Here is a 26,784-nt window from a genome sequence, read left to right on the forward strand (position 1 = left end):
CGCCTAAACCGTCTTCCCCAGCACCTGCAACGACGGGAAGATCGCAAACAGCACCGTGATGGGCAGAATGAAAAAGATGATTGGTATCAGCATCTTGGTCTCATTGCTTCCGGCTTGACGAAGCAGTTTTCGCTGCAGCTCAGCCCTCGCGCTTTGGGCATGAGCAATCACTTGGTGAGAAATCGGTGCGCCACGAACGATCGCTACCCGCAGTTTTTCGGCAAGTTCGGCCAAGCCTTGATTCGGGTGGTGGGCCAAATCGCCCAATAGTTCAACCGGGTCAGCCCCCAGCTCGAGTTCAGCCAGCAGGTATCCAAAAAGCTGTGAGATCTCCCCCTGAGATCGGGGCGTCAGCCAACCCAGGGCGACAGTCGCTGGCAAACCGTTGGCTAGCAGCAAGCCAAGCGCCGCAGCGAAATCCGGTAGCTCGTAGTCGATGCTGTTGCGCTGCTTCTTGGCGGTGAGGACCTTATTTAGCCACACCCTCAGTTCAAGAAATGGTTCTGATTTTGGTGGCTTCAAGCTAGCCAGGACGCGATCACGAAGTGCCATAAAAGATCCTTCTCGGCAAAGTGAGCTTGGCTAAACGGTTTACAAAGAAGTAGGCGAGGGCTGAAAGCAGTAGGCCCAGAATCAAAACCACAGCTCCAAGCTCAGAAGCAAACGCGGTTCGGTTCTGCTCGAGCTGAATCAACACGATCGCTATCAACCAGGGTGCGGCAAGCGAGATTTTTGCAGATCCGAGTACCCAGCCCTGCTTTGCCAACACCTGACCAAAAAGTGCCTGCTCACTCCTCAGCTCAGCTGCAGCGCTCTCCCAGGTCTTGGACATCGAGTTGCTGCCCAACTCGTTTGATAGCTCTATAAGTAGGGCTAAGAAATCAGCATGTCGAGAACCAATGGCCGAGCGAAAAGCTCCCAGAGCTACCTGCGGTTCATCACCTCTCTCTAGTTCGAATCGCAATTTTGCAAAATGAGGCCTGATTCTGATCGGTCCCCCTTGCTCCAAATACTCAAGTTGCTCAAGTAGTGAGATAGAGCTTTGTGCCGCGTTTTGAAAGGAGTCGAAGACCTGAGGCCAAAGAGCATCGAACTTCTGAGCTCTCGCACCGGCAATCACACGAATGACCTCGAGCGATGCGGCCAGTACCAGGAGGGCAATACAGCCCGCCAAAGCGGCAATACCAGTTACGAGAGTCACGGCCAGGTAGCTGAAGGTGACAGCCAGCACCAAGCCAGCATTGAGCTCCTTACGCCGGTCACTCAGACCGGCAGCCTCAACCAGCTCACGATAGAACCTCATCAGTCACCTCCAGTATCTCTGCCACGTAGCGCCTTCCCGAGGGATCACGCTTACAGAAGACGGCATAGTCAAAGGCGCCAAGAATTGTTGGCTTCAAAAAAGCCTCGGTGATGTTCTCGCCAGCCAGCAATGGGAGTGTCAACAGTTTCCTCACGGCAGCCCTTGCTGAGTTTGCATGCAGGGTGCAGAGCCCAGGTATGCCGGAGTTCAGTGCGACCAGCATGTCCAAGGCTTCCGCCCCTCGGACCTCGCCGATCACCAACCGGCTTGGTCTCATACGAAGCGCCTGCCTCACCAACTCTCTAAGACTGATCTCAGGAGCTCCTTCGATGGAGGCTGGCCTAGTCTGCATCGCGACCCAGTCGTTGTGTTTGAGCGATAGCTCAAAGGTGTCCTCACATGAGACCAAGCGCTCATCGGTCGATAGCTCGTTGAGCAATGCGGTCATCAGGGTGGTTTTTCCAGCTTGGGTTGCACCAGCAATGAGCATGCTCTTGTGCGAGTGCATTGCTGTGGTCAAAAACTCCCGTTGGGACTGTGTAATAACCGATTGGGCCTGGAGATCATCAAGTCGAGTGAGCGACTTACGAAACTTTCTAATGTTTATCGACCAGTGCGCTCTAGTCACCTCAGGAATTACCACGTGCAGTCGAGAACCGTCGGTCAGCGCTGCATCGACATAGGGAGTGATTCGATCGATGCGGCGGCCGGAATCTTTGAGCATTCGAAACACGAGCGACCTAATCTGAGCAAACGACAGGTCCAGCTCAACTTGGTGATGACCGCGCGAATCAAAGTAATGAATCTCGTTGGGCCGATTGATCCAAATCTCTTCAATGCCGGGGTTGTCCATATAAGGCTGAAGCTGCCCGAGACCAGTGAGCTCCTTTACGGCAAGCTCAAAAAGCTCTGCTTCACTGCGCCCCAAACCACCTTGCTCAGCCTTCTCATCGATTGCCAATAGCGATGCGGATTCCACAGCTTGGTTGCCACTGAGGATCAGACGTCTCGAAGTTTTCAGGATTTCAGTTAGGTCACTCACGCCCGAAGCTTTTCAAAAACAGCTAATTCTCACTTCGAGTTTTCCACAGCGAGATTTTTCGCTAAGCTATCCGAGTTCCATGCGGGTGTGGCGAAATTGGCAGACGCACCAGATTTAGGTTCTGGCGCCGAGAGGCGTGGGGGTTCAAGTCCCTTCACCCGCACAAAAGGCCCTGTTTACAGGGCCTTTTTCCTTACCCAAAACCTTGAGTGGCAATAAAGTCCCCTCGCCCAATCACCGGCGGTAAGAAACCTTGTCATAAACAACAAGACCCCTGATCTCGGAGATGTCCAAGCTCAAGGGCCTTGTTGATACTTTCCGCTAAAGCGCGGCGCGGTTAGTGCTTCGTGATGCTCACCGTGTTGGCCTTGTGGTCAATCTCGAAGCGGTAGGGTCCGCGGTGGACAACCTCGGCGTGATCTGAGCCCTCTGACTTGATGCCCAGCTCAGCTGCAATCCCCGAGAAGAACTTCTTCTGAGATTCCAAGGTGAGCTCAGTGCCTTGGTACCAGGCGGTTGAAGAGCCTAGGTTGCGCTTGGCAATAGCCACTGAGCCATCAACATCGCTGCCCGAGAAACTTGCTACCAGCTCGGCACCATTTAGCCTTGATAGCTCGCTCCAAAGCTTCGCCTCGAGGCCATTAGTCAGCTTCAGAGTCTGGTCTGGTCTGAGCGGGTAGAACTCCTCTACATAGACACCGATTAGCTCTTTCACAAGCTGTCCGCCGTATCCACCAAGCTTTACCCTCAGGGTGCGGTCAGAGATGTTCGAGAAGTAGCCAACCACCAGGTTTCCACCCTGCTTGGCATAGTTTGAGAACTCGGCCTCTTGCTTGTCTGAAAGCATGTGAACCATCGGCATCAGCACCAGCTTGTATTGGCTGAGTTCTACTGCGGTGGCGTCTGGGTGAACAAAGTCGACCCTTAGGCCTGACTCCCAGAGTGAGCGGTACCAGGTGGCAACCGTCTCTGGGTAACTCAGATCCTCAGTTGGCATATTTGCCTGCATCAATGCCCAGAACTGCTCATAGTCATAGACCATCGCAATCTCAGCCCGGTCGGTTTCATACTGCGAGATGTCCGGGTGAGCCTTGAGAAGTGCACCAAGCTCGGATACCTCACGGTAAACCCTGGTGTCCTCACCGGCGTGTGGAACCAATGCGGAGTGGAAGCGCTCCGAACCGGCCTGACTCTGACGCCACTGGAAGTACATGGCACCTTGAGAGCCACGGGCGACGAAACTCATCGAGTTGCGCTTTTCCTGACCCGGAGTCTTGGCATAGTTTCTTGGCTGCCAGTTCACTGCTGAGGAGCTGTGCTCCATCAAAAGCCACTGCTTGCCCTTTGCGAAACCACGAGTCAAGTCAGCCTGCTGAGCTAGATCGATGTAGTTGTGTGGGTCATGCTGAGCTAGGTAGTGGTCGGTTGAAACGAAGTCGACCTCCTTTGCCCACTCGAAGTAGTCCATCGCATAGGTGAACTTCATAGACATGAAGTTGGTGGTCACCGGGTTCACCTTGTCGTAGCGCTTGATGATGTCGCGCTCCATCTTGAATAGCTCGAGGGTGACATCAGATGAGAAGCGCTTGAAATCGATTTGCTGACCAGGGTTTGGGTGTGTGCCATCTGGAGTTCTCGATGGCACTGGAACCTCATCAAAGCTGTAGTAGCGCTGTGACCAGAAGTCGGTACCCCAACTGCTGTTGAGGTCCTCGATGGAGGCATAGCGCTTCTTGAGCCAGTCCTGGAATGACTTCTTGGACTGATCGCAATAGCAGTAGGGGGCGTGGCAACCGTACTCGTTGTTCACGTGCCACATCACAACCGCTGGGTGCTTTGCATAGCGCTCGGCAATCTTCTCGACCAGCGCTGCTGCCTTGGTGCGATAAACCTCGCTTGCTGCGCAGTAGGCCTGGCGGCCCCCGTGAACCAAGGTGACGCCGTCAAAGTTGACGGGCAAAACCTCTGGATACTTTTTGGTCAACCAGGCCGGTGGCGATGCAGTGGCGGTTGCCATGTCAATCGAGATCCCACCCTCGTGCAGCATCTCGATGATTTCATCGAGCCAACTGAAGTCGTACTGCCCCTCGGAGCGCTCGATGTTGGCCCAGGAGAATATACCCAGCGAAACCAGGTTGACTCCAGCCTTTTGCATCAGGCGAATATCCTCGGCCCAAACCTCCTTGGGCCACTGTTCTGGGTTGTAGTCGCCACCAAAGTGCAAGTGGTTTGCTTTGAGCATTTAAATTGCCTCGATTTCTATTAGTAGGGCGTTTTCTGGGAACAAAATTGGTGCGCGAAGACCCTGGGTCATCAGTAGTGAGCCCGAAAGCGTGACGCCCTCGAACCACTGAACCTGAGCTCTTTGCAAGTAGCTTGGTTCGCCGGCCGGGAAGACGGCCTTTACTTTGTAATCTCGACTGGTTTCAAGCCCTGCAAATCGAATGCCCGCAGAGCGCGACTCCTGCGCGGTTTCCAACAGCGCGTAAGCAAATATGCCTCTAGAGCCATCCTGAGCCATAACGCCGTGCACAAACGCCGAATCGGTGGTTTCGACCATGATCATTTTGCCCGAGTGGATTAGATCGCGATTGTGCTTGTAATAGCTAACCCAGCTCTTCAGATGCGCGCGCTCTTCAGGAGTGGTTTGAGTGATGTCCCACTCCAAACCAGCGTGACCGAACAGCGCAGTGACTGCTCTGAACGAGAGGTTTTGAGTGCGGTAGGTGGTGTGTGCCGTGGTGGGGCCAATATGGCTACCCAAAAGCTCCGGTGGGATACCAAACTGGGTGTAACGCTGAATGTACTGACGCTCCAAGGCATCGTTGCAATCGGAGGTCCAGAAGCGGTCCGCATGTTGCGCCATACCAAAGTCAATGCGACCGCCACCGGAGGCGCAGCTCTCGATTTCAAGACCTGGGTGACGACGCTTCAGCTCATCAAAGAGTCGGTAGATCGCCTGGGTTTGATTGTGAACGGCTGCGCGGTTCTCATGACCTGGCTCCAAGATGAACTTGTTGTGATCCCACTTGATGTAGGCGATGTTGTAGTCAGATAGCAGCGCTGAGGTCTGCTCCAAAACGTGGGCATAGGCACCCGGGTGGGTGATGTCCAGCACGTGCTGTCTTCTGCCCTCAGGTGGCACTCGACCGTGTGAATTCAATATCCACTCAGGGTGAGCTCGATACAGATCGCTGTCGACCTGAACCATCTCACCCTCAAACCAGAGCCCAAACTCCATGCCGTTGGCATGGACCTTTTCAATCAACGGTCCAAGCCCCATGGGCCAGACATCTCTTGATACAACCCAGTCACCGAGACCCTGATGGTCATTACGTCGAGCACCGAACCAGCCGTCATCCAGCACAAAGCGCTCGACGCCAATTTCCTTCGCCACATCCGCGAGTTCGGAAAGCTTTTCTAGGTTGTGGTCGAAGTACACCGCTTCCCAAACATTGAGCGTGAGCGGTCTTGGCCTTACGTTTGTTGGGTGATTTGGCCTTGCCCTGAGCCAGCGGTAACTGCGATCGGTGATCTCATCAAAGCCATTGGCCGAGTAAATCATGGCGACATCTGGTGTGGCATAGCTCTGCCCCGGCTGCAAAATAACTTCACCTGGGAGCAATAACTCCGAGGCAAACATGGTGGTCCTGCCACCGGGTTGCTTTTCGATCTGGTGTCGGAGGTTCCCCGAGAAGAGAATTCCCATCGCGAAGACTTCACCACTTTGATATCCGGCACCCTCAGTCATGGCCAGCTGCATGATGGTGTAGTCGTGAGAAGAGCGACCCTCGCGAAGCTCTCTGGAGAAGATGCCTGACTGAATCTCGCGACGCTGCGGCTGACGCTCCTTGATCCAGCGACCCGTAAAGTCCATCGACTCAGTGATTTGATCCGGCAGCGGAAGCGCTACCGCCAGCTCATCAACGGTGTAGTCGGAGGCACCGAGGTTTGTGATCTGGTTGCTCGCAAGCACCACACCGCCGGTCTTGATCTCAAACTTTGCCAACAGCTCAATACCTGCAGCCAGGTCTTGGGCCTTGATTCGGATGCTATTGGAATCAGACTCGACTGAAACCAACTCAAGTTTGTGTGAGAAGTCCTGGCCTTGGCGATGACCCAAGATTGCTGGCTTACCAATGTTTCCTCGCGAGTTCTCGCGCCACAGACCAACAAAGGCTGGGTCATCTAACTCAGCATGGGCGACTGGCTCCATGCGCGCCTTCACCAAATCAGCGCTCGAGCCAATGTTTCCCAGAGCTTGGCCGAAGTGCAGGATTTCTGGGGTTCCGGTAGAAAAGTCGATAAGGAGCGAGACGCCATCTTTTGGGATGTGGGCAAAAGCTGGAATGCTCAACTTGTTTCCTTCGCTAGCTGCGCGGTAGATGCAATTGCAGTGCGATAAATCTACGCCCAAAAAAGCAAAAAACCGCACTAAAAGCGACAGAAGTAATCACTCCGTTAGCAAATCATTCAGTTTCGAACGGCAATTGCCGCTAGCCTTTTGCCATTGAACTGAGGTGATCACGTGTTAGCAGCGCAGCGCAAGGCCAGAATCCTCGAGGAGGTTGGCCAAAAGGGGGCAGTTCGCATCTCCGAGATCGCGGATGCACTAAAGGTTTCTGAGGTTACGATCCGTCGCGATGTTGAGGCCTTGGCAGCCCAGGGACTGGTCAATAAGGTCCACGGTGGTGTTACCGCAAACTCGCTCTCCTCAACCGTTGAGCCACCATTTGCCACCAACTCAATGCGTGAGCAAAACGCCAAGAATGCAATCGCTGCCGAGGCGCTCAAGCTCGTCAAGCCGGGCATGGCAGTAGCCCTAATGGGTGGTAGCTCGGTCTATGCCCTGGCCCAGAAACTTCGTGAGGTTCCCCACCTCACGATCGTTACCAACTCAGTACCAATTTCTGACCTCTATGCCCAAGAGCAGCGCGGTGACCAAACCGTCGTGCTGACCGGTGGCTTTAGAACCCCAACCGATTCACTAGTTGGCAAGATCACCTCAGAGGTATTCTCTCGATTCAACCTCGACCTGGTCTTCATGGGCACCTTTGGTATGCATGGTGACTTTGGTTTCAGCTCACCGAATTTGATGGAGGCTGAAACTAACCGAGACGTAATCCAACGCGCGGCTCAGTTTGTCGTGCTAGCCGATCACACCAAGTGGGGCGGTCGCGGTTTCACGTCGTTTGCATCGTTAGAAGACGCCGATGTGGTCATCACTACGGATGGAATTAGCCCACAGGCTCTGAAGACCCTTAGATCAAGGGTCAAGGATGTTCGGGTAGCTAGCCTTTAGGAAGGCTCAGCGAAAACAAGTAGCTGCCAATCGGTCTACCAAACCGAACTGCAACTTTTGCCAGATGTCCCTGTTCGACAAACCCAAATTTCTTGTGGATTGCAATTGACGCATCGGCACCACGGTCCGCAATCACCGCAATAATCTCTCGGATTCCAATTTGTTTAGCCTTTGAAATCAAAGCCAGCATCAGTTTTGACCCAAAACCCTTAGATGTCGCGGGTGCAGAAAGATAAATACTGGTCTCCACCACTTTTTGATACCCAGCCCGCTGGCGCCAGGGCTGAAGGTACGCAAAACCAATCACCTCTCCCCCGCGATCCAGCACCAAAAAAGGCAGCTCCAATTTGGTGAGAAGTTCATGGAGCTCGGTCCAGTGCCGCAAATCCAGCGGTTTGTCATCGAAAGTGATCGCAGTGTTTCTGATGAAGTAGTTGTAGATGTCCTTGATGGCGGGGAGATCTCCATACCTGGCATCACGGATGACCTCGGTAATCTGCTGCGGCTGCGGTTTCTGACGTAGCTTTCGAACCAGCCGCCATCTAGTTTCGGAATCCACCGCTAGCAGCTCCAATCAATCTCTGGTTCGCCCAACTCTAAAAGCAGTTTGTTACAACTAGAAAACGGTTGAGAACCAAAGAACCCGCGGTAGCTCGAAAGTGGTGATGGGTGTGCCGATGAGATCACTCGAGCATCTTTCAATACCGGAGCCAACTCCTGAGCCTTTTGACCCCAGAGAATCGCAACTAATTTCTCACCCCGCACCTTGCACAACGCAGCTACCGCTGCGGAGGTGAACTCGCCCCAACCAAAGTTCAGATGAGCTGCGGAGTTATTTGCCGAGGTGGAAAGGTGCCGGTTTAGAAGCATCACACCCCTTTGGGCCCAAACCGAAATATCGGCGGTTTTGACCACGGAGACGCCCAGATCTGAGCGGAGCTCTTTGAATATGTTTCCCAAAGTAGGAGGCAAAGGCTGAGTTTCGGGTGGAACTGCGAAGGCCAATCCGATGGCATGCTCGGGGGTTGGGTATGGGTCCTGGCCGAGGATCAAAACTCGATAGTGCTCGGGAGGAAATTGGAATGCCCGAAGTAGGTTTTTTCGCTCCGGTATGGCATTTGGATCTTGGTCGTAGCGACTGAGAATCTCGGCCAAGAGCCAACGTTTATCCTCAAGCAGTGCCTGCCAGCTTGGATGCATTTCCTCGAACACAAACCCCAGTCTAAAAAGTGGCAGGATTGTGAGCCTAAGGAGCAACGATGCGAACTGCGAAAGAACTGCTAGAAGAAGCCAGCAACTACTCCCAGGTACTTACTCAAATCAGACGAGAGCTTCACCAGATTCCAGAGTTTGGTTTGGACCTCCCAAAGACCCAAGCGCGTATCTTGCAATCTATCGAGGGCCTAGGTGAGATCACCCTCGGCAAAAACCTAAACTCCATCGGCCTGCTGATTCGTGGCGCAAAACCAGGACCAACCGTTTTGCTCCGAGCTGACATGGACGCCCTGAGTATTCGAGAAGAAACCGGACTCGAGTTCGCATCCACAAACGGTTTCATGCACGCCTGCGGTCACGACCTGCACATGACCGCTGGCATTGGTGCCGCGCACCTATTGGCCACCCACAAAGACGAGCTAAACGGAAATGTTTTGATCTGGTTCCAACCAGGTGAAGAGGGTCATCACGGAGCTGATGTGATGATCGAGGAAGGCTTCTTGGAGCTCAGTGGTGAAAGACCGATCGCTGCATACGGCCTGCATGTTTTCACTTCACTGCCGCTTGGTGCAATCACAACAAAACCTGGTCCGATGATGGCGAGCGCCGGAGATATGCATGTCACATTCCACGGATCGAGCGGACACGGCTCGATGCCCTGGCTCTCGAAGGACCCGATCAGCCCAATGATCGAGGCGATCGCAGCGCTTCAGAACATGCTGAATAAGCGCTTTGATCAGTTTGACCCGGTGATCCTAAATGTCGGTTGGATTCGAGCCGGTGACGATGCCACCACCAACGTGATTGCAGACAGTGCCTCATTCGGCGCAACGGTCAGAACTTTCTCCGAGAAGAACACGAAGCTGCTTCACGAGCTTGCGCCGAAGCTGATTCACTCGATCGCCGAGGGTTTCGGCCTGACCGCAGAGGTTAGCTTTGGTCGTGCCACCAAAGTATTGATGAATGACCCCCAAGCAGTTGAGCGAGTGCGCAAGGTCGCTACAGAGTTGGTAGGGCCTGGCTATATGGACATGCCTAACCCGATCGCCGGTGGCGAGGACTTTGCATCGATTGTCGATGAAGTGCCGGGAGCGTTCGTTTTCGTAGGGGCCTGCCCGCCGGAAATTGACCACACCAAGGCCCCAACCAATCACAGCGCTAAGGCGATGTTTGATGATTCGGTCTTGCCGCTGTGTGCTTCGCTACTGGCAGCACTTGCCTACGAGCATCTAGGCTAAAGTTACGGCTAATTACAAGGCATGTTGCCCAACGGTGCGCAATCTTAGATAGTTGTGAAACCAAGGAAGAGGGATTGACATGACTGATGCAACCAACTGGGGTTTTGAGACCGCGCAGATTCACGCCGGAGCAACCCCTGACCCAGCCACCAATGCACGCGCAGTGCCTATCTATAAGACCACCGCGTACACCTTCAACTCAGCTGAGCACGCTCGCAACCTGTTCGGACTAGCGGAGTTTGGCAACATCTACACCCGCATCATGAACCCAACTCAGGATGTTGCGGAGAAGCGAATTGCCGCCCTCGAGGGTGGAACCGCAGCGCTATTGCTTTCATCAGGTCAGGCAGCCGAGACCTTTGCAATTTTGAACATCGCTCAGGCCGGAGACCACATCGTGTCTTCTTCGACTCTGTATGGCGGTACCTACAACCTCTTCAAGTACACCCTTGCCAAGTTGGGCATCGAGGTCACTTTTGTTGAGAACCAGGATGATGAGAACGAGTGGCAGAGTGCGGTTCGTCCAAACACCAAGCTGTTCTTTGCAGAGACCATTGGAAACCCAAAGGTTTCGATTCTCGACATCCGCAAGGTTGCTGACATTGCTCACAAAAACGGTGTTCCACTGATCGTTGACAACACCGTTGCGACGCCTTACTTGATCAAGCCACTGGAGCACGGTGCTGACATCGTGGTTCACTCCGCTACTAAGTTCCTAGGCGGCCACGGCACCGTCGTCGCCGGAGCAATCGTTGACGGTGGCAAGTTTGAGTGGTCAAATTCAGACAAGTTCCCAGGTCTTACTGAGCCAGACCCTAGCTACCACGGCGTGGTTTACACCCAGGCCCTGGGTGATGGAATCGCCTACATCATCAAGGCGCGCGTGCAGCTGCTGCGCGACATCGGAGCTGCCGTCTCCCCCGACACCGCCTTCTCGCTGATTCAGGGTATTGAGACGCTGTCGCTTCGTATGGAGCGTCACGTTGAGAACGCTCAGAAGATTGCCAAGTGGCTCTCCGAGCACCAGCAGGTTCTGAGCGTGAACTATGCGGGTCTACCAACCTCGCCCTATTACGAGGCTCACCAAAAGTACGCACCAAAGGGTGCTGGTGCGATCGTTTCATTTGAGATCGCAGGTGGCGTTGAAGCCGGTGTGAAGTTTGTTGATGCCCTGGAGCTATTTAGCCACGTTGCAAACATCGGAGATGTTCGCTCGCTGGTTATTCACCCAGCGTCAACCACTCACTCCCAGCTGAGCCCAGCTGACCTAGCCACCACCGGTGTGACTCCTGGTCTAGTTCGTCTATCGGTTGGTCTTGAGACCTACCAAGACCTGATCGCAGATCTGCAGAAGGGTTTTGCCGCGGCACGCTAAATGGATTTCCAGATATCTGAAGACTCTGCTCCCTCGGAATTTATCTCCGAGGAGCAGCGTCGTCAGCTGGTGGGGAGACCACCTGCAACTGGAGCATGGCTTGCCGGAGACCCAGTTGGTCAACGGAAGTTTTCGGAAGTCTTTGATCTTGAGACAGAGTCTGGCGAAAACCTAGTGGGTGCAAGGCTTGCCTATGAGAGCTGGGGTGAGCTCAATGAAGATGCATCTAATGCGATTTTGGTTCTGCACGCCCTAACCGGTGATAGCCACGCGATTGGAAATGCCGGGGATGGCCATGCCACGGCCGGTTGGTGGAACGGCATCATCGGCCCGCGTTTGGCAATTGACACGGACAAGTACTTCGTTATCACTCCAAACGTTCTGGGGGGTTGTCAGGGTTCAACCGGACCGTCATCACTTGATCGAAATGGTCGTGAATACGGACCATCATTTCCCCAGCTAACCATTCGCGATCAAGCCAAGGCCTTTGAGATCCTGGGTCGTTCGCTGGGCATTGAAACTTGGTATGCAATCGTCGGCGGCTCAATGGCCGGCATGCACGCCCTAGAAATGGCGATCGAAAATCCCAAGCTCATGCAACGCCTTGCGCTACTGGCTGCACCACCATTTTCAACGGCGGATCAAATTGCGCTGAACACCGTTCAGCTCGAGGCAATTCGCTCGGATTCCAACTTTGCAGCCGGTTGGTATTACGACGCGAAACCAGGATTTGGGCCGCATCGCGGCCTAGCGCTGGCTAGACGCATGGCGCTTTTGAACTACCGCTCCCCAGAGGAGCTCAACGAGAGATTCGGGCGCTCTTGGCAATCGCAGGTCAGTCCCCTGACTCAACGCGGTAAGTATGCCGTTGAGAGCTACCTGGATTTCCATGGCAATAAGTTTGTAAGGCGCTTTGATGCCAATAGCTACATCACCCTTGTGAGTGCCATGAACTCTCATGACATTGCTCGTGGTAGAGAGTCAGTCGAAGCCGCCCTAGCAAACATCAGCTGCCCGACCCTGGTGCTGGGTATTGACTCCGATCGCCTCTTCCCGATCTCGGGACAGGAGCAGATTGCCGCTGGCATCAAGGGCGAGCTCGTTGGCGGTGGGTTGCAAGTTATCCAGAGCGAGTTTGGGCACGACGGCTTCTTGATTGAAATCGAGGCCGTGGGCAAGCAGCTGGAGGCACTGCTTCAGGCATAGAGTTGAAACCGTGAATCTTTTGAAGTCCAAAATCGCGGTCTCCTTCTTCTTCCTCTCCGGGGGTATGTCGTTAGCTCTCTGGGCCGTGCACATTCCACTCATTGAAAAGACCGTTGGGGTTAGCTATGCCCAACTTGGTGGACTGCTGGTTTTCTCGGCACTGGGTGGCTTTTTCGCAATGCAGATTGCCGGTTGGCTGATCGATCACATCGGAGCCAAAACCACCACGATGCTCGGTGGCATTGTGGTTGGACTTGCGCTGTTGGGACCAGCAGTTGCGGATTCACCACTTTGGTTAGCGGTGGCTATTTTTGGCATCGGTTTTGGACTCTCGGGTGTGGATGTTCCGATGAACGCTGCTGCGCTGCAGGTTGAGAAGGCCAATAAGCGAGCAATCTTCACCTTCTTCCACCTGTTCTGGTCGGTAGGCGGTCTGGTTGGTGCAGCGCTTGGTTTTTGGACCATATCGATGGGTTTTGTGCAAAGCCAAACTTTGCCAGTTGTTGGATTGACCCTAAGTGCACTTGCAATCTTCTTTTCCACCTGGCTACTACCAAATGAGATCAATGCCACCCGCGAGAACAAGGTTGAAAACAAGCAGGCATCCAAATCAAACCGAAGAGTCTTGGCCTTCGTGTTGCTTGCCGGTTTGATGTCAGCCTCGGGTGGAATTATCGAAGGCGTGGCGCAAGACTGGTCCGCGCTTTATCTAAGAGATGTTCAAAACTTCAGCGTGGCCCTGGCTGCATGGGGGCTAGCTGCATTCAACATCGGCATGATTCTCGGCCGAATTTTTATCGACCGAATCGTAGAGCGCAAGGGTCGCGGCTTCGTGATTCAGTGGGGTTCCCTGGTCGCAGCAATCGCAATCGCACTTCAAGCCATCGCACCATCGGGCGAAGTCTCACTCGCGCTTTGGTTTCTGCTTGGACTAGGCATCTCGGGTGTGGTGCCGCAGATCTTTGCCGCCGCTGGCGAAATTGGGGAGCCAACCCATCAGGGTAGAAACATGGCCAAGGTGGTGGGTATTACCTACATCGGAACCCTTGCGGGGCCCTCGATCATTGGACTACTAACCGTTGCCTTCCCACTCGAGTGGGCGATTGGCTGGGGTGCGGTTTTGGGTATCTTTATCGTCCTGGCAAATCCAAAGTTGGAGAAACTACCTAAATGACATTGCTTTTTAGCCCCATCAAGATCCGTTCGGTTGAGGTGAGGAACCGCATTTGGGTTTCTCCGATGTGCATGTATTCGTGCGAAAACCAAGACGGTATGCCGAACGATTGGCACCTGGTACACCTGGGAGCAAGAGCTGTCGGTGGCGCAGGTTTAGTGATGGCCGAGGCAACCGCTGTGGTGCCGGAGGGTCGAATCACCCCTTGGTGCACTGGTATCTGGAACGACGAACAGATTCCTGCCTGGAAGCGAGTTACTGACTTCATTCACGCCCAGGGTGCGACCAGTTCAATCCAACTGGCCCATGCCGGTCGCAAGGCTTCTACCTACAGAGCTCAGTCGGGATCTGGTTCCGTGCCTTTGGGCGAAGGTGGCTGGGAGACCGTTTCCTCAACCAGTGAGGCCTTCCCTGGTTATGCCGCTCCGAGAGAACTTAGCACCGAGGAGATTGAGGCCATCCCGGCTTATTTTGCAGCTGCTGCGAAGAGGTCTATTTCAGCTGGTTTTCAAAGCATTGAGATTCACGCTGCTCACGGCTACCTAATGCACCAGTTCCTCTCTCCGCTAACCAACAAGCGAACCGATAAGTACGGTGGGTCTTTGCAAAACAGAGCGCGACTGCTCCTTGAGACAGTGAGCGCGGTCCGAGAGACCATTGGCCCCGCGATACCGCTGTTCGTTAGGTTCAGTGCCACCGACTACGTCGAAGGCGGCTGGGACCAGGCCCAAACCAACCAGGTTGCTGCCTGGTGCCATGAGCTGGGAGCTGACCTGTTTGACATTTCATCTGGTGGCTTGGTCATGGGTGTAAAGATTCCAACTGGCCCCGGTTACCAGGTGCCACTCGCTGAAAATCTAAAGAGCGAGGCTCATACACCGGTTGGAGCAGTGGGCCAAATCACCTCAGGCGGTCAGGCCGAAGAAATTTTGCAGCGCGGTTTGGTTGATGTGGTGTTGGTGGGACGAGAGTTTCTAAGGGATCCGCAGTTCCCACTGCGTGCCGCACACGAACTTGGCGAGGAGATTACCTGGCCGGTGCAGTACGAACGAGGCAGATTCCCTAGCGCCTAGTGGCGTCTTCAATCTCACCCACGAGCTCCTCGATGATGTCTTCCAAAAAGACACAGCCGACCACGGTGCCATCGGGCGAGAATGAGCGTGCGATGTGAGCGCCGGCCTTTCGCATCTGAGCCAAGGCATCCTCGAGCTCAGCAGTTTGCGGAATCGAGATCATAGCGCGCATCAACTTATGTGGAAGCGGTGAATCCAGCTGGTCGCTGACCGCAACCAAAGAGTCTTTCAGGTGCCAGTACCCAAGCAGCTCGTTGTTTTGCACCACTGGAAAACGCGAGAAGCCACGATCCGAGACCAGTTCCTGTAGATCCTTAGCCGAAGCACCAAGCGGCAGCGATACCAGCTGATCGATCGGCACCGTGATATCCAGCACGCGCTTTTCGGTGAACTCGAAGGCCTTGGTGATGGTTCCACCCTGGTCTTGCAAAACACCGGTCTTGGTGCTCTCCTCAACGATTCCTTCAACCTCTACAAGAGTGAAGGCGGTGTTGGCCTCATCCCTGGGCTCAAAGCCAAACAGCTTGAGAATCAAGTTTGAAAGCTGATTCAACGTCCAAACCAGTGGTCTAACCGCTTGGGCGATGAAGTAGATTGCTGGACCCAAAACCAGAGCTGCCTTCTCCGGCAGTGCAATTGCGAAGTTCTTCGGGAGCATCTCCCCCAACACCACGTGCAGGTAGGTGACGAGCAAAAGTGCGATTACGAAGGCGGTTACCGAGGTGGTCGCATAACCAAGGCCAAGCGCTGAGAGTGGTATCTCGAGCAGGTGGTGAATCGCAGGCTCGGCAATAACCAGGATCAATAGCGATGAAACCGTGATTCCAAGCTGAGCCGTGGCCAGCATCAGCGAAACCTGCTCCATGGCCTTGAGGGTAATCTTGGCCAAGCCATTTCCGGCGTCTGCCTTGGGTTCGATTTGAGAGCGCCTTGCCGAGATGACTGCAAACTCAGCTCCCACAAAAAAGGCGTTAGTTGCGAGCAACACGACGAGCCAAATTAGGCCCATTAGATCCTCATTCATCGCTCACCTCCGGGGTGAAGCGAAGTCGGTCAACTCGTCGACCGTCCATGCGGGTCACTGAGATAACTCCACCCTGAACCATGATTTTGTCGCCGACCTCTGGGATGCGACCAAGCTCCGCCATCACAAAACCAGAGACAGTGTCGTAATCCTCATCCTCGGCGATCTTGAGATCAAAATCTTCCAGCTCGCCTGGGCGAGTGAGACCTGAGAAGCTCAAGGTGCCATCGGCGTAGCGAGCGATTCCGAATCGCGCCCGATCGTGCTCATCCGCGAGATCACCCACCACCTCTTCAACCGCGTCTTCCAAGGTGGCAAGGCCAGCGGTACCACCGTATTCATCAACCACGATTCCCATTTGCAAACCCTTGCCGCGAAGCTGAATCATGAAGCGGTCCAAAGTCATGGTGGCGGGAACTCTGACGGGCTCGACCATGATTGCCGAGACTGGAACCTGCTCACGACGCTCGACTGGAATTGATACGGCTCGCTTTAGGTGAACAACACCTACGACGTCATCGGCGTCCTCGCCGATGACTGGAAAACGCGAGTGACCGGTCTTCGAAGCCAGGGCAATCAAATCTGCGGCAGAGTCATTCCGATCGAGGCTGAACATCTTCACTCGTGGAGTCATGATGTCTGATGCTGTGAGGCTTTGCAGCTCAATTGTCTTTTCAATCAGCTGGGCCGTGTCCTGCTCCAGTGAACCAAGGTCAGCACTTCGGCGAACCAGCGAGGCCAGCTCGTCAGCGCTTCTAGCAGCCGAGAGTTCCTCCTTAGGCTCAACGCCAAATTTGCGCAGCAGATAGTTTCCGTTTGCGTTTAGTAAGCGAATCAAGATCGAGAAAATCCAAGTGAACAAGAGCTGGAAGCCGATTACCAGCTTCAACACTTTCACCGGCGCCGAGAGTGCCATGTTCTTAGGAACAAGCTCGCCAATGAGGAAGCTGAAAATCGTTGCGATAACCATCGCGAGCACCACTGAAACCGCTGGCACGGCATCGGAATCTACGCCGATGCTTAGCAGCCAAGGTCCAATCAACCGCGAAACCGAAGGCTCCAAAACATAACCGGTGAGCAGAGTGGTAAGCGTGATTCCAAGCTGAGCGGAAGAGAGATGAGTAGAAGTTTGAGAAATTGCCTTGATTGGTAAGTCGAGGCCTTTTTGGCCCTCGCTTTTTAGGGTTTCGAGCTCTACGCGGTCAGTGTTTATCAGCGCGAATTCGCTCGCGACAAATAGGCCGGTCCCGATCGTTAGCAGGACGCCAAGGGCCAGCAGCAGGTAGTCGCTCACCTAGCCACCGGCCAAAATCTATGTTTATCAGGATCCATATTCGAAAACACTATACATAGTGATACGGGTAGACTTTCGTGCGGTCCTAACAATTTCACACAAAGGGGCACCCTGTCGATGGCCGACAATTTGAACTCCGACTCTGGTTTTGGCGCAAACGAATGGCTTGTAGCCGAGATGTACACCCAGTGGTTGCAAAACCCAGATTCCGTCGACAAATCCTGGTGGCCAATTCTGGAGCGCTACCAGCAGACCCAGGGTTCTTCCCCCGTCCCAGCCCCCGCAGCTCAGCCGGTGCCTACCCCAATCGCTGCGCCAGTGGTTCAAACCCCGACCGAAGCAATCACAATTCCTGTTGCAAAAGCGACCGAGAGCGCTCCTAAGGCGGCTCCGGTTCCAGCTAATCTTCCAGCTCAGACCGGTGCAATCACCACATCGGCGGAAACCGAGGCTGAGCCTGAAGTCACCATCCTCAAGGGCATGGCCAAGACCCTAGCCTCCAATATGGATGCCTCACTGTCCATTCCGACGGCTACCTCGGTTCGACAGGTGCCAGCCAAACTTCTAATTGACAACCGAATTGTCATCAACTCTCACCTCAAGCGCACTCGCGGTGGCAAGGTTTCATTCACCCACCTCATTGGCTACGCCGTGGTGCAGGCTTTGAAAGAGTTCCCTTCCCAGAACGTGTTCTATGACGAGGTTGATGGCAAGCCAGCCATGGTCACCCCGCCACACATCAACTTCGGCCTTGCAATCGACATCCCAAAGCCAGATGGCACCAGAGCGCTCTTAGTTCCAAACATCAAGCGAGCCGAGACTCTGAACTTTGCCGAGTTTGTCGCCGCCTACGAGTCACTTGTGAAGCGTGCTCGCGACAACAAGCTCACCGCTGAGGACTTCCAGGGCACCACGATCTCATTGACCAACCCCGGTGGCATCGGCACCGTGCACTCGGTGCCAAGGCTGACCCGAGGCCAGGGCTGCATCGTGGGTGTTGGAGCGCTTGACTATCCAGCACAGTTCCAGGGCATGGCCGAGGAGCTTCTTGCGGAGCAGGGCGTTGGCAAGATCCTGACCCTTACCTCCACCTATGACCACAGAGTCATTCAGGGTGCTGGAAGTGGTGAGTTCCTAAAGATCATCAACGAGCTTCTACTTGGAGATCGTGGCTTCTACGACCAGATCTTTGCGGATATGCGCATTCCTTACACCCCAGTTGTTTGGGTGCAGGACTTCCACTGGGATCTAGCCGATCAAAACGGCAAGAACACCAGAATCCAGGAGTACATCAACGCTTTCCGAGTTCGCGGTCACCTGATTGCGGATATCGATCCACTTGAGTATCAGCAGCGCTGGCATCCAGACCTAGACATCCGCTCCTACGGCCTATCGCTTTGGGATCTCGACCGCACCTTTAAGACCGGTGGCTTTGGTGGCAGAACCAAGGCTAAGTTCCGCAACATGCTTGGGATTCTGCGCGACAGCTACTGCCGCACCGTCGGTGTTGAGTACATGCAGATTCAAAACCCTGAGGAGCGTCGCTGGTTCCAGGACAAGCTTGAGCGCCCATACGTCAAGCCATCCAAGGAAGAGCAGTTCCGCATTCTGCAGAAGCTGAATGAGGCTGAGGCCTTTGAGACCTTCCTGCAGACCAAGTTCGTTGGTCAGAAGCGCTTCTCCCTCGAGGGCGGTGAGTCTTTGATTCCGGCGCTTGACCAGATCTTGCAGGATGCCGCAGATTCTGACCTACACGAGGTTGCCATTGCAATGGCACACCGTGGTCGTCTAAACGTTCTCACCAACGTCGCTGGCAAGACCTATGGTCAGGTTTTCAAGGAGTTTGAGGGCTCGATGGACACCAAGGGTGTTCAGGGCTCGGGAGATGTGAAGTACCACCTCGGCACCGAGGGCGTCTTCACCAACCACTCTGGCAAGCAGGTTCGAGTCTCGCTGGCTGCAAACCCATCTCACCTCGAGGCCGTAAACCCGGTGTTGGAGGGTATCGTTCGTGCCAAGCAGGATCGCCTAGGTAACCCAGAGAACTATCCGGTTGTTCCAGTGCTAATTCACGGAGATGCCGCATTCGCAGGTCAAGGTGTAGTTCCAGAGACGCTGCAGATGAGCCAGCTTGAGGGCTACAAGGTCGGTGGCACCATCCACATCGTGGTCAATAACCAGGTGGGCTTCACCACCTTGCCAAAGGACTCGCGCTCCACCACCTACGCCACTGACATCGCCAAGGCGATTCAGGCACCAATCTTCCACGTCAACGGAGACGATCCAGAGGCGGTAGTGCGAGTATCTCGAATCGCCTTCGAATACCGTCAGCTTTTCAACAAGGACGTAGTAATCGACATCGTCTGTTACCGCCGACGCGGTCACAATGAAGGCGATGACCCTTCGATGACTCAGCCGCTGATGTACAACCTGATTGAGCACAAGCGCAGCGTCAGGACCCTCTACATGGAGAACCTGATTGGTCGCGGGGACATTACCCAAGAGGAGTTCGACCAGGCCAACCAAAGCTTCCAAGCAACGCTGGAAAAGGCTTTTGTCGATGTCCATGAGGCCATGAGTGCGCCTGCTGAGCTACCGACTCGCCCTGCAGGCATTGGAACCACTGCCAGCGAAAAGCAGGAGATCTCCAAGCCAACCGCAGTTGCCAAGGAGGTTGTCGAGGCAATCGGTAACGCTCACGCTAACCAGCCTGCTGGCTTTGCAGTTCACCCGAAGCTCGCTCAGCTTTTGGAAAAGCGCGTTGAGATGAGCCGCCAGGGCGGAATCGACTGGGGCTTTGGCGAGCTACTTGCTTTTGGTTCGCTGCTACTTGAGGGCGTGAACGTTCGTCTTGCAGGTCAGGATGCGCGTCGCGGCACCTTCGTGCAGCGTCACGCCTCCTTCCACGACCGCAACACCGGTCAGGAGTGGATGCCACTTCAGTACATTTCTGAGAACCAGGCCAAGTTCCAGGTATTCAACTCGCTGCTTAGCGAGTATGCAGCCATGGGCTTCGAGTATGGCTACTCCGTCGAGGAGCCAAATGGCCTGACCCTGTGGGAAGCGCAGTTTGGTGACTTCGTCAACGGTGCTCAGACTGTAGTTGATGAGTTCATCTCCTCCGCCGAACAGAAGTGGGGCCAGCACGCTTCGCTGGTGCTGCTGCTGCCTCACGGCTATGAGGGTCAAGGTCCTGACCACTCTTCCGCTCGTATCGAGCGCTTCCTGCAGCTTTGTGCCGAGAACAACATGACCGTGGCTCAGCCATCGACTCCGGCTTCGCACTTCCACCTGCTGCGTCGACAGGCATTTGCTTCACCAAAGCGACCGCTGATTGTGTTCACTCCAAAGTCGATGCTTCGTCTCAAGGCTGCATCCTCTGCGGTGGAGGACTTCACTCAGGGCAGCTTCCGACCAGTAATCAACGATGAGCAGGGGCTAAACCCGGCCAACGTAAAGCGCGTGATCTTCTGCTCGGGCAAGATCTACTGGGATCTGCTTGCTGAGTCACAAAAGCGTGGCACTCAGGACACCGCAATCGTGCGCATCGAGCAGCTCTATCCAACTCCGGTTGAAGAGATGAAGCAGGCCATCGCGATGTATCCAGATGCCGAGTTGGTGTGGGTTCAGGACGAGCCAGCAAACCAAGGTCCTTGGACCTACATGGGTCTGTTTATGCCTAAGTACGGCATCAACTTCCGCAACATCTCTCGCCCAGCATCAGCCTCACCGGCATCTGGTTCGGCAAAGCGCCACGCGACAGAGCAGGCCGATCTAGTCCAAAGAGCATTCGAGGCTTAGTTTGCGAAGGATTAGGGTTGTAATTCTCGGTGACGAGTTACTCTCGGGCGCCGGTGACCCTAAAGGGCTTGGTTGGTTGGGTCGAGTCCAAGCTCGACTCCCGCAGGGCGATGACGTTGCGATCTTCCCGCTCGCGATGGTTAGCGAAAACAGTACTCAACTGCTTGAGCGCTGGCGCACTGAAGCACTGCCGAGATTCAGCCCGGAGACCGAAAACTACCTGGTGCTAGCGCTCTCGGCTCAAGACATTCTTGAGGGGCTGACCATCTCTCGCTCGCGACTAAACCTGGCCTCGCTTTTGGATGATGCCGCTCGCGAGGGCGTAAAGATATTTGTAATTGGCCCAACGCCCTCGACGCTTCCAGATGTCGACGCCGAGATTGATCACCTCAACGCCGGCTTCGAGGACGTTGTGAAAAGACGTCAGATTGCCTATGTCGACTGCTTCAGGCCGCTTCGAGAGCACGAAGGTTGGGTCGCTGAGGTTTCTACTCACCCAAGAAGATTGCCAGGCCAGGTCGGCTATGGGCTTATTGCCTGGTTGGTTCTGAACAAGGGTTGGTTTGAATGGTTAGGGCTCACCGAAACTAACTAGTCGTGATCTTGAATCTCACGAAGTCTTTGCATCACTCGCTCTGCAAGCTCCGAGGTTGGCGCCTCATCGCAAGAGCGCTGAATGACCTGGTTGAAAACAATCTCAATGTCGTAGTGCTGCTCGCAGGAGTCGCAATTTGCAAGGTGAGCGGTGACCGCATCTAACTCCTGCTCGTGCATTGCGGAGTGTAGATACTCATGAACGCTGCGCTTTACTTCATCGCAGTCAAGCTGTTTCATCATCACTCCTCTTCTCTATCTACGCGATACCCTTCTTGGGCTGCATAGTCAGATAACAGATTTTTTAGCAGTTTCTTCCCGCGATGCAAGCGCGACATGACGGTTCCAACCGGAGTTCCCATCACATCTGCGATTTCGGCATAGGGCAAACCCTCTACAACCGCGTAGTAGACAACCATTCGGAACTCGTCTGGAATCTGATCTAGGGCATCACGAATTACTTGGGATGGCAGATTATCCAAAGCCTCTAGCTCAGCCGATCTGGTCGAGATCGAGGTGATGGATTCGCCGCCGCCAACCTGCCAGTCCTCCAAATCGTCAAGGGCAGTCTTAGCTTGATCCTTGCTTCTTTTGTTGTAGAGGTTGATGTGAGTGTTGGTCATGATCCTAAAAAGCCAGGCTTTTAGGTTGGTGCCCTGTTCGAATTTGCTCCAGGCGGTGAATGCCTTGGCGAAAGTTTCTTGAACTAGATCTTCAGCGTCAGACGGGTTACGAGTCCAGCGCAGTGCTGCTCCGTAAAGCTGAGGCATGAGCGGTAAAGCTTGTTGTTCGAAGCTTCTTAGCTTCTCTGATTTCTTTTCACTCATTGATACTGAGTGTATTGAGGTTTGACCTGAGTTTCTTGAAAAACCCGAAGTTGCCCTTAGAAACGGCAATCTAGGGCTTGTATCCTTAGACCCAATGAGCTCTCACCCATTCTGGCCCGCCCCCAAAGGCAAAGTTTTTCGTGCCACGGTGAATCTCCCGGGGTCAAAATCCCTTACCAATCGCGAGCTACTACTTTCGGCAATCGCGGATTCTCCAACCAAGCTGATTGCTCCGCTAGTCTCGCGGGACTCAAAGCTAATGATTGCTGCGCTTGAAAGCCTGGGCACAAAGTTTGAATGGCAAGGTGGGGACCTCCTCGTCACTCCTGGCGAACTAACTGGCGGTGCAACCATTGATTGCGGTCTCGCCGGCACCGTGATGCGGTTTGTGCCGCCGCTGTCACTACTTGCCAAAGGCAAGACGTTCTTTGATGGAGACGAGGGTGCAAGGCGCAGACCCATGCACACCACCATTGAGTCGCTTCGTGCCCTTGGAGCCCAGATCGAGCCCGGCAGAATCGCTCTCCCCTTCAGCGTTGAAACGGATGGTCAAATCAAAGGTGGCGAACTTGAGATCGACGCATCCGCCTCATCGCAGTTTGTCTCTGGGCTTTTGTTGGTGGCAGCCAAGTTTGAAGCGGGTCTTACCCTTATCCACACCGGAGAAGAGCTGCCGTCGCTGCCACACATTGAGATGACCATAGAAACTCTTCGTCAGCGCGGTGTAAATGCTTATGCAATCAATGAGCGCAGTTGGAGAGTTGAGCCGGGTCCAGTTTCCGGTGGCAGCGTTGTGATTGAACCAGATCTTTCGAATGCAGGGCCATTTTTAGCGGCTGCGATGGTTTGCAATGCCGAGATCACCATCCCGCACTGGCCAGATAGGACCACCCAGGTCGGTGCCGAGTTTGAGCGAATCCTGCCGATGATGGGTGCCAAAATCTCCCGAAGCGAATCCGGACTTAAGTTGCAGGGTGGGGCAATTCACGGCCTTGACATTGACCTCTCGATTGGCGGCGAACTGGCTCCGGTGATCGCAGCACTTGCGGTGTTAGCCGACTCCCCCACGAGAATCACAGGCATCGCCCACCTGCGTGGTCACGAGACGGATCGCCTGAAAGCCTTGACCGCGGAGATCAATCGAATTGGCGGTAATTGCCACGAGCTACCCGATGGCTTGGAGATAACACCTGCTGAGATAACGGGTGGTAAGTGGTTCAGCTATGAGGATCACCGCATGGCAACCGCGGGGGCAATCATCGGACTTCGGTATCCAATCGAGGTTGAGAACATCGCCACCACTTCAAAGACCATGCCTGAGTTTCCAACGCTCTGGATGAACATGCTGGAGTCTTTGTGACCAGAACCTACTCCGAGGACGATTACCTAGACGAGGACGATGTCCGAGTCAGGCCAAACCCTCGTGGTTCAAGACCAAGAACCAAGCGTCGACCAAATTTCGATGAGGCGCCACTTGGAATGGTCCTAGAGGTTCACCTGGCTCGCTATCGGGTTCTAGTCGAAGGTAAAGAGGTTTTAGCCACCCTCGCCAAAGAGCTTCGCAACAAAGGTTGTGTCACCTGCGATCAAGTTCGCCTGGATGGAGATCTCAGCGGAGCGAAGGGCAGCCTTGCCAGAATCGTCAAGGTTGAAACGCGCAAGACCGCACTCTCAAGGCTGAACGAAGAGTCCGAAGCTGGCGAACAGACGATTGTTGCCAACGCAGACCAGCTAATGATCGTGCTGGCAAGCGCGAACCCCGAGCCTAAGGCCAGATTGGTGGATAGGTACTTAGTTGCCGCCTACAACGCTGGCATCAAGCCGTTTTTGGTAATGACCAAGTGCGATTTGCAGGATCCGGATGAGTTTTTGAGTAATTTCCAGGGGTTTGATTTGACCATCATCAAGACTCGATCCGATGCTCCTAACTTGGATGAGCTGATCCCGCACATCAAGAATCACACCACAGTGTTCGCCGGCCACTCGGGAGTTGGCAAGACGACCTTGATCAATGCCCTAGCTCCGAATTACCTGAGGGCGACCGGGGAGGTCAATGAGGTGACCGGCAAGGGCAAGCACACCTCCTCCTCAGCCATGGCGATATCCGCTCACGGCGGTTGGATTGTTGACACCCCGGGAGTTAGAACCTTTGGCCTTGCGGGTATCAATGCAGCGGGGCTTCTGAAGGGTTTTGCCGATCTAGCGAAGGCGAGCGAGCAGTGCCCAAGGGATTGCTCTCACCTTGCGGCGGCTCCTGACTGCGAACTCGATGCCGCAGCCGAGCGTGGTGAAGTCACTGCGCTGCGATTGGACTCCTTCCGGCGCCTGGTGCAAGAGGTTAGCTCGGTAGATTGGTCCTAATGAACAACCTTGAATTCGCTTTGATGCTGGCCGATGCGGCGGACGAGATTTCCCTTGCGCGTTTTCGAGCACTAGATCTCAACATCGAAACCAAGCCGGATAGAACTCCGGTTACCGATGCCGACCGTGCCGTTGAGGCAAAACTTCGAGATCTCATTGCCCAGCATCGCCCAGCCGAACGAGTCATAGGCGAGGAGTTTGCCAACACCGGCGACAGCGATCGAGTGTGGATTATCGATCCAATTGATGGCACCGCAAATTACCTAAGAGGAGTTCCGATCTGGGCCTCACTCATCGCACTTCGAGTCAAGGGCGAGTTAGTTACCAGCGTGGTTTCGGCACCGGCACTTGGCAGGAGATGGTGGGCCACCAAGGGTGAGGGTGCATTCACCAAAGACGTCGATGGCTCGGTGAGACGAATCCAAGTCTCCAAGATTGCCGAGCTTGAAAATGCATCGATCAGCTTCAACTCAATCAGACAGTGGGACAACGCGGGACTGCTAAACCCGCTCATTGAGCTCACTCGCAAGGTCTGGCGTGATCGCGCCTATGGCGACTTTTTGAGCTACATGTATTTGGCCGAGGGGCTACTTGAAATGGTTTCCGAGCATGGCCTCCAGCTCTACGACATCGCAGCCTTGGTTCCGATTGTCGAGGAGGCAGGGGGCAAGCTGACCGCACTGAGCGGGGATCTAACAGAAACCAGTTCGAGCGTTTTGGCAACCAACTCGCTGCTTCACCAGAGCATTCAGCGCGAATTGGGAGTTATCTAGTTGAAGAAGTTTCTGGCGATCTCCGCTATTGCACTGATCGCCTTCAATTTAAGAACTGCGGTTTCATCGGTATCGCCGGTAATTAGCTTCATTCAAAAAGAGATCCCGCTGCCGATTGTCACCATTGGGCTGCTTGGTATTGCCGCACCGCTCTCCTTCGCCCTCGCGACTCAACTTTCGTATCGCCCAGCTAGGCGCATCGGCGTTGAAAAGACGCTGATGCTCACGATCGTGATGATCATCCTCGGTCACGCCCTCAGGGCCCTGGCCTGGGATTCAACATCGTTGTTTGCTGGCAGCCTGTTAGCACTTCTAGGCATGGGCATTGGGAACGTGTTGCTACCGGTTTTGGTCCGCAAATATTTCCCCAACCGAGTTGGAGCCGTTACCAGCTTCTACATCACCCTCACAGCGATTTCGGCAACCTTGGGTTCTTTGGTTGCGGTACCGGTAGCGGATGCGCTGGGTTGGAGATTCTCGCTTGGTCAGTGGGCGCTGTTCTCATTCCTGGCTGCCATCCCGCTGATAACCCTGCTTGGCAACTCCACGCCGGAGCCCAAGCCCGAGGTTGCAAGTGGATCTAAGGCAATCTGGCGAGCGCCGACCGCCTGGGCAATTGCCGGCATGCAGGCCATGACCTCGGTATTTGGTTATGTCAGCTTCGCCTGGTTGCCACTGCTCTTGGTTGAACACAACTCGGTCTCGGTTATTGAAGGCGGACTGTTGCTCTCGCTATTCGCTCTGATGGGTCTTCCAACTTCGATATTTGTGCCTATTTTGGCCAATAGATATCCAGCGGCTCAGGTTTGGATTGTGGTGTTCTCTGGGGTGATGGGAGCTGGAGGCGTGCTGGGCATGCTTTTTGCCGACACGTCGTGGCTTTGGTTCTACGTGATCATGGCCGGATTTGGACCAACCATGTTCCCGCTTGCACTCACGCTTTTCAACCTAAGAAGCGAGCACCGCTCGACAGTCTTGGCGGTTAGCGCCTTTGGTCAGGGCTTGAGCTATGGCACCGCATCAGTGTCGGTAATTGCGGTAGGTGTAATGCGCGAGCTCACTGGCGGCTGGGAAGCTGCGCTGTGGCTAATGTTCGGCTTTGCGCTACTGGCGATTCCGGTTGCGCTACAGATCAGTAAGCGTCACACCATCGATCAAGAACTCAGAGTTAAGAACTAGTTT

23 protein-coding genes and 1 tRNA gene are annotated in these 26,784 nt (G+C 54.5%); 13 read left to right on the forward strand and 11 right to left on the reverse strand.

Annotation, left to right across the window (positions count from 1 at the left end):
- Positions 1 to 3: 3 nt before the first annotated feature.
- From OO713_RS04635 to OO713_RS04645, 3 genes are read right to left on the reverse strand one after another with little or no spacing between them, the layout of a single operon-like run.
- Entirely contained in the window at positions 4 to 552 is a 549-nt protein-coding gene (locus OO713_RS04635; RefSeq protein ID WP_264784939.1) for a type II secretion system F family protein, read from the reverse strand.
- Complete coding sequence (locus OO713_RS04640; RefSeq protein ID WP_264784940.1) at positions 539 to 1,303, reverse strand: hypothetical protein; 765 nt, start codon at positions 1,301 to 1,303, stop codon at positions 539 to 541. Before OO713_RS04640 ends, OO713_RS04635 begins: the two co-directional genes overlap by 14 nt.
- Positions 1,287 to 2,345, reverse strand: coding sequence for an ATPase, T2SS/T4P/T4SS family (locus tag OO713_RS04645; protein ID WP_264784941.1), 1,059 nt, complete (start codon positions 2,343 to 2,345; stop codon positions 1,287 to 1,289). Before OO713_RS04645 ends, OO713_RS04640 begins: the two co-directional genes overlap by 17 nt.
- Positions 2,346 to 2,426: 81 nt before the next feature.
- Between OO713_RS04645 and OO713_RS04650 the strand changes: the two genes are divergently transcribed.
- Positions 2,427 to 2,508, forward strand: a tRNA-Leu gene (locus OO713_RS04650).
- A 174-nt stretch (positions 2,509 to 2,682) separates the two neighbouring features.
- Here the strand turns inward: OO713_RS04650 and OO713_RS04655 are convergent.
- On the reverse strand, positions 2,683 to 4,587 hold the full coding sequence (locus OO713_RS04655; RefSeq protein WP_264784942.1) for a beta-galactosidase: 1,905 nt from the start codon (positions 4,585 to 4,587) through the stop codon (positions 2,683 to 2,685).
- The gene (locus OO713_RS04660) at positions 4,588 to 6,702 is read right to left on the reverse strand and encodes an alpha-galactosidase (RefSeq protein ID WP_264784944.1); all 2,115 of its coding nucleotides are present in this window, start codon (positions 6,700 to 6,702) and stop codon (positions 4,588 to 4,590) included.
- Positions 6,703 to 6,873: 171 nt separating this feature from the next.
- On the opposite strand from OO713_RS04660, the gene OO713_RS04665 reads away from it, so the two are divergent.
- Positions 6,874 to 7,647, forward strand: coding sequence for a DeoR/GlpR family DNA-binding transcription regulator (locus tag OO713_RS04665; RefSeq protein WP_264784945.1), 774 nt, complete (start codon positions 6,874 to 6,876; stop codon positions 7,645 to 7,647).
- Here OO713_RS04665 and OO713_RS04670 read toward each other — a convergent pair.
- Entirely contained in the window at positions 7,637 to 8,206 is a 570-nt protein-coding gene (locus tag OO713_RS04670) for a GNAT family N-acetyltransferase (protein WP_264784947.1), read from the reverse strand. The two genes, OO713_RS04665 and OO713_RS04670, sit on opposite strands and share 11 nt — an antisense overlap.
- 2 nt (positions 8,207 to 8,208) lie before the next feature.
- Entirely contained in the window at positions 8,209 to 8,859 is a 651-nt protein-coding gene (locus tag OO713_RS04675) for a uracil-DNA glycosylase (protein WP_264784949.1), read from the reverse strand.
- A 47-nt stretch (positions 8,860 to 8,906) separates the two neighbouring features.
- Between OO713_RS04675 and OO713_RS04680 the strand changes: the two genes are divergently transcribed.
- The 5 genes from OO713_RS04680 (at position 8,907) to OO713_RS04700 (ending at position 14,928) form a co-directional block, all read left to right on the forward strand.
- Positions 8,907 to 10,100 carry a M20 family metallopeptidase gene (locus OO713_RS04680; RefSeq protein ID WP_264784950.1) on the forward strand — a complete coding sequence of 398 codons (1,194 nt, stop codon included), beginning with the start codon at positions 8,907 to 8,909 and terminating at the stop codon, positions 10,098 to 10,100.
- 79 nt (positions 10,101 to 10,179) lie between these two features.
- The gene (locus OO713_RS04685) at positions 10,180 to 11,475 is read left to right on the forward strand and encodes a bifunctional o-acetylhomoserine/o-acetylserine sulfhydrylase (protein ID WP_264784951.1); all 1,296 of its coding nucleotides are present in this window, start codon (positions 10,180 to 10,182) and stop codon (positions 11,473 to 11,475) included.
- Positions 11,476 to 12,681 carry a homoserine O-acetyltransferase gene (locus OO713_RS04690; RefSeq protein WP_264784952.1) on the forward strand — a complete coding sequence of 402 codons (1,206 nt, stop codon included), beginning with the start codon at positions 11,476 to 11,478 and terminating at the stop codon, positions 12,679 to 12,681.
- Between the two features lie 10 nt (positions 12,682 to 12,691).
- Positions 12,692 to 13,855, forward strand: a complete 1,164-nt coding sequence (locus tag OO713_RS04695; RefSeq protein ID WP_264784953.1) for an MFS transporter — start codon at positions 12,692 to 12,694, stop codon at positions 13,853 to 13,855.
- Positions 13,852 to 14,928, forward strand: coding sequence for an NADH:flavin oxidoreductase/NADH oxidase (locus OO713_RS04700; protein WP_264784954.1), 1,077 nt, complete (start codon positions 13,852 to 13,854; stop codon positions 14,926 to 14,928). The genes OO713_RS04695 and OO713_RS04700 overlap by 4 nt, the downstream gene beginning before the upstream one ends.
- Here OO713_RS04700 and OO713_RS04705 read toward each other — a convergent pair.
- Complete coding sequence (locus OO713_RS04705) at positions 14,918 to 15,952, reverse strand: hemolysin family protein (RefSeq protein WP_264784955.1); 1,035 nt, start codon at positions 15,950 to 15,952, stop codon at positions 14,918 to 14,920. The genes OO713_RS04700 and OO713_RS04705 overlap by 11 nt on opposite strands.
- Positions 15,945 to 17,246, reverse strand: a complete 1,302-nt coding sequence (locus OO713_RS04710; RefSeq protein WP_264784956.1) for a hemolysin family protein — start codon at positions 17,244 to 17,246, stop codon at positions 15,945 to 15,947. Before OO713_RS04710 ends, OO713_RS04705 begins: the two co-directional genes overlap by 8 nt.
- A gap of 117 nt (positions 17,247 to 17,363) precedes the next feature.
- On the opposite strand from OO713_RS04710, the gene OO713_RS04715 reads away from it, so the two are divergent.
- Entirely contained in the window at positions 17,364 to 21,047 is a 3,684-nt protein-coding gene (locus OO713_RS04715) for a multifunctional oxoglutarate decarboxylase/oxoglutarate dehydrogenase thiamine pyrophosphate-binding subunit/dihydrolipoyllysine-residue succinyltransferase subunit (RefSeq protein ID WP_264784957.1), read from the forward strand.
- A 1-nt stretch (position 21,048) separates the two neighbouring features.
- Positions 21,049 to 21,642, forward strand: a complete 594-nt coding sequence (locus OO713_RS04720; protein WP_264784958.1) for a GDSL-type esterase/lipase family protein — start codon at positions 21,049 to 21,051, stop codon at positions 21,640 to 21,642.
- Here the strand turns inward: OO713_RS04720 and OO713_RS04725 are convergent.
- Together OO713_RS04725 and OO713_RS04730 are read right to left on the reverse strand one after the other, a co-directional pair.
- Positions 21,639 to 21,881, reverse strand: a complete 243-nt coding sequence (locus OO713_RS04725) for a zf-HC2 domain-containing protein (RefSeq protein WP_264784959.1) — start codon at positions 21,879 to 21,881, stop codon at positions 21,639 to 21,641. The two genes, OO713_RS04720 and OO713_RS04725, sit on opposite strands and share 4 nt — an antisense overlap.
- 2 nt (positions 21,882 to 21,883) lie before the next feature.
- The gene (locus OO713_RS04730) at positions 21,884 to 22,468 is read right to left on the reverse strand and encodes a sigma-70 family RNA polymerase sigma factor (protein ID WP_264784960.1); all 585 of its coding nucleotides are present in this window, start codon (positions 22,466 to 22,468) and stop codon (positions 21,884 to 21,886) included.
- A 94-nt stretch (positions 22,469 to 22,562) separates the two neighbouring features.
- On the opposite strand from OO713_RS04730, the gene aroA reads away from it, so the two are divergent.
- Genes aroA through OO713_RS04750 form a run of 4 tightly spaced genes read left to right on the forward strand, consistent with a single transcriptional unit; the run spans position 22,563 to position 26,781 of the window.
- Positions 22,563 to 23,828 (forward strand): 3-phosphoshikimate 1-carboxyvinyltransferase, encoded by a 1,266-nt coding sequence (gene aroA / locus OO713_RS04735; protein ID WP_264784961.1) that lies wholly within the window; start codon positions 22,563 to 22,565, stop codon positions 23,826 to 23,828.
- Positions 23,825 to 24,829, forward strand: a complete 1,005-nt coding sequence (rsgA, locus tag OO713_RS04740; protein WP_264784962.1) for a ribosome small subunit-dependent GTPase A — start codon at positions 23,825 to 23,827, stop codon at positions 24,827 to 24,829. Before aroA ends, rsgA begins: the two co-directional genes overlap by 4 nt.
- Complete coding sequence (locus tag OO713_RS04745; RefSeq protein WP_264784963.1) at positions 24,829 to 25,602, forward strand: inositol monophosphatase family protein; 774 nt, start codon at positions 24,829 to 24,831, stop codon at positions 25,600 to 25,602. Before rsgA ends, OO713_RS04745 begins: the two co-directional genes overlap by 1 nt.
- On the forward strand, positions 25,603 to 26,781 hold the full coding sequence (locus OO713_RS04750; RefSeq protein ID WP_264784964.1) for an MFS transporter: 1,179 nt from the start codon (positions 25,603 to 25,605) through the stop codon (positions 26,779 to 26,781).
- Positions 26,782 to 26,784 lie beyond the last annotated feature (3 nt).

The organism is Aquiluna sp. KACHI24 (assembly GCF_025997915.1).
Taxonomy (GTDB): Bacteria; Actinomycetota; Actinomycetes; order Actinomycetales; family Microbacteriaceae; genus Aquiluna.